Below are 6,309 nucleotides of genomic sequence, written 5' to 3' on the forward strand. Positions count from 1 at the left end.
GGAGGCAGTTATGAGTAAGCATCTATCACAAAATATTAGAGTAGCTATCAATGAGGATAGTTACTCTATAGTTAGAGATGAAAAACTTTGTATAAAATGTGGTCAATGTAAAGAGGTTTGCAATACTTATATAGGCGTAAATAATAATTATTCTTTGAATAAAACCAATGATTTGGCTGTTTGCATAGAGTGTGGGCAGTGTGCTAATGTTTGTCCAACATCGAGTATTACAGAGGTTTATGATTATAAAAAGTTAAAATCATTAATTAAAAATAAAGAGAATATAGTTATATTCTCAACTTCTCCTGGAGTTAGAGTTGCTTTAGGTGAAGAGTTTCAAATGGATGATGGAAGTTTTGTTCAAGGAAAAATGGTAGCACTGTTAAAAAAGTTAGGTGCAAGTTATGTTCTTGATACAAATTTTGCAGCAGATTTAACAATTGTAGAAGAGGCTAGTGAACTTTTAAATAGAATAACTAAAAATGATAAACCGTTACCACAATTTACAAGTTGTTGTCCAGCTTGGGTAAAATATGCTGAGATTTTTCATCCTGAAATTTTACCACATATATCTACAGCAAAAAGTCCAATTGGAATGCAAGGACCAACTATAAAAACATATTTTGCTAAAAAAATGGAAATTGATCCTAGAAAAATAATAAATGTTGCTGTAACACCATGTACAGCTAAAAAATTTGAAATCAAAAGAGATGAAATGAATGACTCTGCTCATTATAATGAAATAGAAAACTTAAGAGATATGGATTTTGTTATAACAACGAGAGAACTAGCTCTTTGGGCAAAAGAGGAAGGAATAGATTTTCAAATTTTACCTGATGCTGATTATGATAAATTTATGGGAGAGGCTTCAGGAGCAGGAGTTATATTTGCAAATACAGGTGGAGTTATGGAGGCAGCTTTAAGAACAGCATACGCATACTTAACTAAAAAACAACCGCCATCAGAACTTTATAATCTTAAAGAGATTCGTGGAATGGAAGGAGTGAAAGAGGCTTCTTTAAATATTGAAGGATTAAATATAAATGTGGCTGTAATTTTTGGAACAGCTAATGCAACAAAATTCATAGAAAATATTAAAAATTTAGATAAGGAATATCACTTTATTGAGGTTATGACTTGCCCAGGTGGATGTATCGGCGGTGGAGGACAACCAAAAGGTACAATGCTAAAAGGTGATAAGCTAAGAGAAAAGAGGATTGAAGGTTTATATAAAAGAGATTCTGAATTAAAACTTAGACTTAGTCATGAAAATCCAGAGATTATTGAGTTATATAAAGATTTCTATAAGGAACCTTTAAGTGAGTTAGCAGAAAAAATGTTACATACTAATTATTATGATAGAAGTGAAGAACTAGGAGGAAAGAAAATGGAAAAATATAGATGTACAGTTTGTGGATATATACATGAAGGTGAGTTAACAGAGGGATTTATTTGTCCACTTTGTAAGCAACCAGCAAGTGTTTTTGAAAAAATAGAGGAGAAAAAAGTTGAAGGATCTACTAATAAATATGCAGGTACTAAAACTGAGAAAAATTTATTAGATGCTTTAGCAGGTGAATCTTTAGCTAGAAATAAATATACATTCTATTCAGAGGTGGCAAAAACAGAGGGATATGAACAGATTCATCACCTATTTATAAAAACTGCTGATAACGAAAGAGAGCACTCTAAGTTATGGTTTAAAGAGTTGGGAATGCTTGGAGATACAAGTGAAAATTTACTTCACGCAGCTGAGGGTGAAAATTATGAGTGGACAGATATGTATAGTAAATTTGCTGAAGAAGCAGAAGCAGAAGGATTCTATGATCTTGCTAAAAAGTTTAGAGCTGTAGCTAAAATAGAAAAAGCTCATGAGGAAAGATACCGTAAACTTTTAAATAATGTACAAATGAAAGAAGTTTTTGAAAAAGCAGATGAAACTATGTGGGAGTGTATAAACTGTGGGCATTTAGTTATGGGTAAAAAAGCTCCTGAGAGTTGTGAAGTATGTTCTTATTCGCAAAGTTTCTTTGAAGTAAGATCAGAAAATTATTAGAATTATATTAAAATAGAAAATAAAAAAGGAAAGTAATAGTCTATATTGAATACTTATTCTAGATTATATTTTAATTATCAAAATATTTTTAAATAAAATATTGACAATACTAAAAAAGTGTAGTATTATTAATTTGTAATCGTTACAAAACAAAAATAATTATAAATATATAGGAGGTTATCACATGTCATTAATTGGAAAAAATATCGGAGAGTTTAAAGCACAAGCTTATCACAACAACAACTTTGTTGAAGTTACTAATGAGTCTATAAAAGGGAAATGGTCAGTTTTCTTCTTTTATCCAGCAGATTTCACTTTTGTTTGTCCTACAGAGTTAGGAGATTTAGCTGACAACTATGCTAAATTTAAAGAGATTAACTGTGAAATTTATTCAGTTTCAACTGATACTCACTTTGTTCATAAAGCATGGCATGACACTTCTGATACTATAAAGAAAATACAATACCCTATGGTAGCAGATCCTACAAGAAAAATATCAGAAATGTTTGGTGTTTTAATTCCTGAAGAGGGATTAGCATTAAGAGGAAGTTTTGTTATAAATCCTGAGGGAAAAATCGTAGCATATGAAATTCATGATTTAGGAATTGGAAGAGATGCTGCAGAACTTTTAAGAAAAGTTCAAGCTGCTCAATTTGTAGCTGAGCACGGTGGAGAGGTTTGTCCTGCAAAATGGAAACCAGGTTCAGAAACTTTAAAACCATCTTTAGATCTAGTTGGAAAAATTTAAACTCTTTTGAAAGGCACTATAAGGTGCCTTTCAATTTTTAATAACATATATACTTAAAATTAAGAGGTGAACTATGGATAAAATATATGATTTAATTGTTATCGGTGGAGGTCCTGCAGGATTATCAGCTGGAATATATGCTGGTAGAGCTCAGATGGATGTTCTTATCATAGAAAAGTCTGAAGTTGGAGGACAGATAACTACTACTTCTGAAGTTGTAAATTACCCAGGGATTAAAGAGATTTCTGGTCATCATTTGGGAGAGCAGATGAAAGAGCAAGCTCTTGGATTTGGTGTTGAATTTTTAAAATCAGAAGTTACGAATATGGATTTTAAAGATGAAATTAAAGAGATTGAAACAACTTCTGGAACTTATAAAGCTTTAAGTGTAGTTATTGCTACTGGAGCAAATCCAAGAAAATTAGGATTCCCTGGAGAGATTGAATATACAGGTAGAGGAGTTGCATATTGTGCTACTTGTGATGGTGAGTTTTTCACTGGTCTTGATGTTTTCGTTATTGGAGCGGGATTTGCTGCTGCTGAGGAAGCTATATTTTTAACTAAGTTCGCTAGAAAAGTTACAATAATAGCTAGAGAGCCTGAGTTTACATGTGCTAAGTCGATAGCTGAAAAAGTTTTAAAGCATCCAAAGATTGAGGTAAAATTTAACTCTCAAATTATTGAGGTAACTGGAGATACTAAACTTAGAAAAGCTATTTTTAAAGATAATCTTACAAATACTACTTGGGAATATAATGCTCCAGACAACGAATCTTTTGGTGTTTTTGTTTTCATTGGATATAAACCACAAAGTGATCTATTTAAAAATCATATAAATTTAGATTCTCAAGGGTATATTATAACTGATGGGGATTTACAAACAAATGTTAAAGATGTTTATGCTGTTGGAGATATTAGACCAAAGAGATTGAGACAAGTTGTTACAGCAGTTGCTGATGGAGCTTTAGCTGCAACAGTTTTAGAAAAAGTTGTTGAAGAGAAAAGAGAAGTTCTAGGAATTAAAAAAGAGGAAAAGGAACATCCAAAAACTTCAGATGTTTCTAATGAAGATTCTAAATCTAAGTTTTTAGATGAAGGAATAGTTTCTCAGCTGAAAGGTATCTTTGAAAGATTCCAAAACAATATAAAAATAGTATCGATATTAAATGATAATGACCTTTCAATAAATATCAGAGAGTTTCTAACTGAGATTTGTGATATTTCTGATAAATTATCTTTAGAAATTTATAAAAAAGATGAAAATCCAGAGCTAGAGAAAAAAATAGAATTAGATTGCTCTCCAACAATTGCAATTTTAGATTCTAATGATAACTTTAGAGGAGTTAAGTTTTCAGGATTACCAAGTGGTCATGAGTTAAACTCTTTTATCTTAGCTTTATATAATATAGCTGGGCCAGGACAAGAATTAAATGAAGAATTAAAGGGAAAAATTCAAAGTATAGATAAAAAAGTAAAACTTAAAATTGCAGTTTCACTTTCTTGTTCACTTTGTCCTGAGGTAGTTACAGGAGCACAAAGATTAGCTATTGAAAACTCAAATGTTCAAGCTGAAATGATAGATATATTTGCATTCCCAGAACTAAAAAACAAATATAATATTATGGGAGTTCCAGCTTTGATTATAGATGATAAGGATATCTCTTTTGGAAAGCAATCTATTGAAGAGATTATTGAGAAAATAACAAAATAAAAATAAAGAGATTAGGTAATTTTAAAGTATTACCTAATTTTTTTATTTTTCAATCAAAATTAAAATTGTTGCAATTTGACAAAAGTAATTTCTTATTATATATTCATATCAGAAAAAAATAACATGGGAGAATAGAAAAGTGAAAAATATAAAAAATGAAATTAAAGAGATCTGGGATGAAGCATATAAAGAAAATTTAAGAGAGGAATTAGGATGGTATGAGGCTGTTCCTGAACCATCGTTATCGTTAATAAAAAAATATGCCTTAAATAAAAATGAAAAAATTTTAGATGCAGGATGTGGAGAAAGCACACTTCTACAATCTCTTATTGAAAATGAATTTAAAGATATAGAGGGGATAGATTTAAGCTCTGAGGCTATAGCTTTTCAAAAGAAAAATTTAAAGTATAGTGAATTGGATGTAGAAATAAATTTAAAAGTAGCTGATTTGACTGAGAATCTAAAATTTGATAAAAAGGGAAAAATATGGCATGATAGAGCTGTATTTCATTTTCTTTTTGATGATTCATTGAGAAAAAATTATAAGGACAATGTAAAAAAATTTCTTGTAAATGAAGGGATTTTTATTCTATCATGTTTTTCTAAAGAGAACGAAGCTGAGAAATGTAATGGATTGTTAGTTAATAAGCAAGACGTTAAAGAGCTAGAATGTTTTTTTGAAGATTCATTTAGTTTAAAAGAAACCTTAGAATATAATTATAAAATGCCTTGGGGAGATACTAGAAAATATATTTATTGTATTTTTTTAAAAAAGAGTTATAATTTAAATTGAATTATAATTTAAAAAGGAGATAGTAGAATATTATGTTGCATAGAATTTTTAGAAAATTTAGAAAAGATGAAATTGTTAAAATTGAAAATAACGAAGTAGATATACAAGCTTTGAGAAAAAAAGCTGAGGAGTATTATAGAAATAGAGACTTTTATTGTTCAGAAGCAGTTTTAAAAGTTTTAAAAGATTCATTTGAAGCTCCTTACGGGGATGAGGTTATTAAATTAGCATCAGGGTTTCCAGTTGGAATGGGTAATGGATGTACATGTGGAGCTGTAAATGGTGGAGTAATGGCAATTGGAATGTTTTTTGGAAGAGGAGAGGCTGGAGGGCCAGAGGTTAAAAAAAGTATGGAGTTAACAAAAGAACTTCAAACAAAGTTTACAGAAAAAAGAAAAGTTTGTTGTTGCAAAGTTTTAACTCGTGGGATGGATTTAGGAACAAAGGAACATATTAATCATTGTATTGAGATAACAGGAGAGTTAACAGAGATAACAGCAAAAATTTTAGCAAGAGAATTAGGATATAAAGAAAAATAAGATGTGAAGGATAATTATTTAAAATGATTATCCTTCACTTTTTTAGTTCAAAAAAAATTATTAATGAACAAAAAATTACGATAAAAAAATGCTCGAAAAAAGTTATTTTTTTAACAAAAGATTTCAATTGAAAATATAAATATTGACATAAATTATATTTAAAGCTAGAATACTAGTAGACTAAATTTTTTGGAGGAATTTGTTAGATGTTAAATGAAAATATCGTTTTAAAAATGAAGGATATTGTTGAAAACTGTATGGGCGATTCAGAAGCTGCCTGTAAAAGTAATTGTCCGATGAACACTGATGTAAAAAAATATGTTAAATTAATCGGTGAAGAAAATGGACAAGAAGCAATCAAAGTTATTAGAGAAAAACTATTTTTACCAGGAACACTAGGAAGAATTTGTGCTCATCCTTGTGAACAAAACTGCAGAAGAGGGGAAGAGGATTCACCAATAG

6 protein-coding genes and 1 pseudogene are annotated in these 6,309 nt (G+C 29.9%); all 7 read left to right on the forward strand.

The genetic code is table 11. The features are described from left to right. Positions 1 to 10: 10 nt before the first annotated feature. A pseudogene (locus tag Q0V08_RS03420) lies at positions 11 to 1,477 on the forward strand ([FeFe] hydrogenase, group A); the annotation flags it as partial. 15 nt (positions 1,478 to 1,492) lie between these two features. Continuing rightward, the gene (gene rbr, locus Q0V08_RS03425; RefSeq protein WP_257164206.1) at positions 1,493 to 2,056 is read left to right on the forward strand and encodes a rubrerythrin; all 564 of its coding nucleotides are present in this window, start codon (positions 1,493 to 1,495) and stop codon (positions 2,054 to 2,056) included. Between the two features lie 184 nt (positions 2,057 to 2,240). After that, positions 2,241 to 2,804, forward strand: coding sequence for an alkyl hydroperoxide reductase subunit C (gene ahpC, locus Q0V08_RS03430; RefSeq protein WP_023050769.1), 564 nt, complete (start codon positions 2,241 to 2,243; stop codon positions 2,802 to 2,804). Positions 2,805 to 2,877: 73 nt separating this feature from the next. Continuing rightward, positions 2,878 to 4,515: an FAD-dependent oxidoreductase gene (locus Q0V08_RS03435; RefSeq protein ID WP_297432093.1), complete on the forward strand. Its 1,638-nt coding sequence runs from the start codon at positions 2,878 to 2,880 to the stop codon at positions 4,513 to 4,515. A gap of 139 nt (positions 4,516 to 4,654) precedes the next feature. Beyond that, on the forward strand, positions 4,655 to 5,308 hold the full coding sequence (locus Q0V08_RS03440; RefSeq protein ID WP_297432095.1) for a class I SAM-dependent methyltransferase: 654 nt from the start codon (positions 4,655 to 4,657) through the stop codon (positions 5,306 to 5,308). A gap of 32 nt (positions 5,309 to 5,340) precedes the next feature. Further along, positions 5,341 to 5,847 (forward strand): C-GCAxxG-C-C family (seleno)protein, encoded by a 507-nt coding sequence (locus Q0V08_RS03445; protein WP_297432097.1) that lies wholly within the window; start codon positions 5,341 to 5,343, stop codon positions 5,845 to 5,847. Between the two features lie 206 nt (positions 5,848 to 6,053). Then, a partial coding sequence (locus Q0V08_RS03450; protein ID WP_297432099.1) for a hypothetical protein occupies positions 6,054 to 6,309 on the forward strand: 256 nt, incomplete at its 3' end.

This window comes from uncultured Cetobacterium sp., from assembly GCF_947038635.1.
Classification (GTDB): Bacteria; Fusobacteriota; Fusobacteriia; order Fusobacteriales; family Fusobacteriaceae; genus Cetobacterium_A.

Bases quoted from the DNA above. Each gene is read 5' to 3' on its own strand.
- ahpC (WP_023050769.1), top strand. From the start codon at position 2,241: ATGTCATTAATTGGAAAAAATATCGGAGAGTTTAAAGCACAAGCTTAT.
- Q0V08_RS03435 (WP_297432093.1), top strand. From the start codon at position 2,878: ATGGATAAAATATATGATTTAATTGTTATCGGTGGAGGTCCTGCAGGA.
- Q0V08_RS03445 (WP_297432097.1), top strand. From the start codon at position 5,341: ATGTTGCATAGAATTTTTAGAAAATTTAGAAAAGATGAAATTGTTAAA.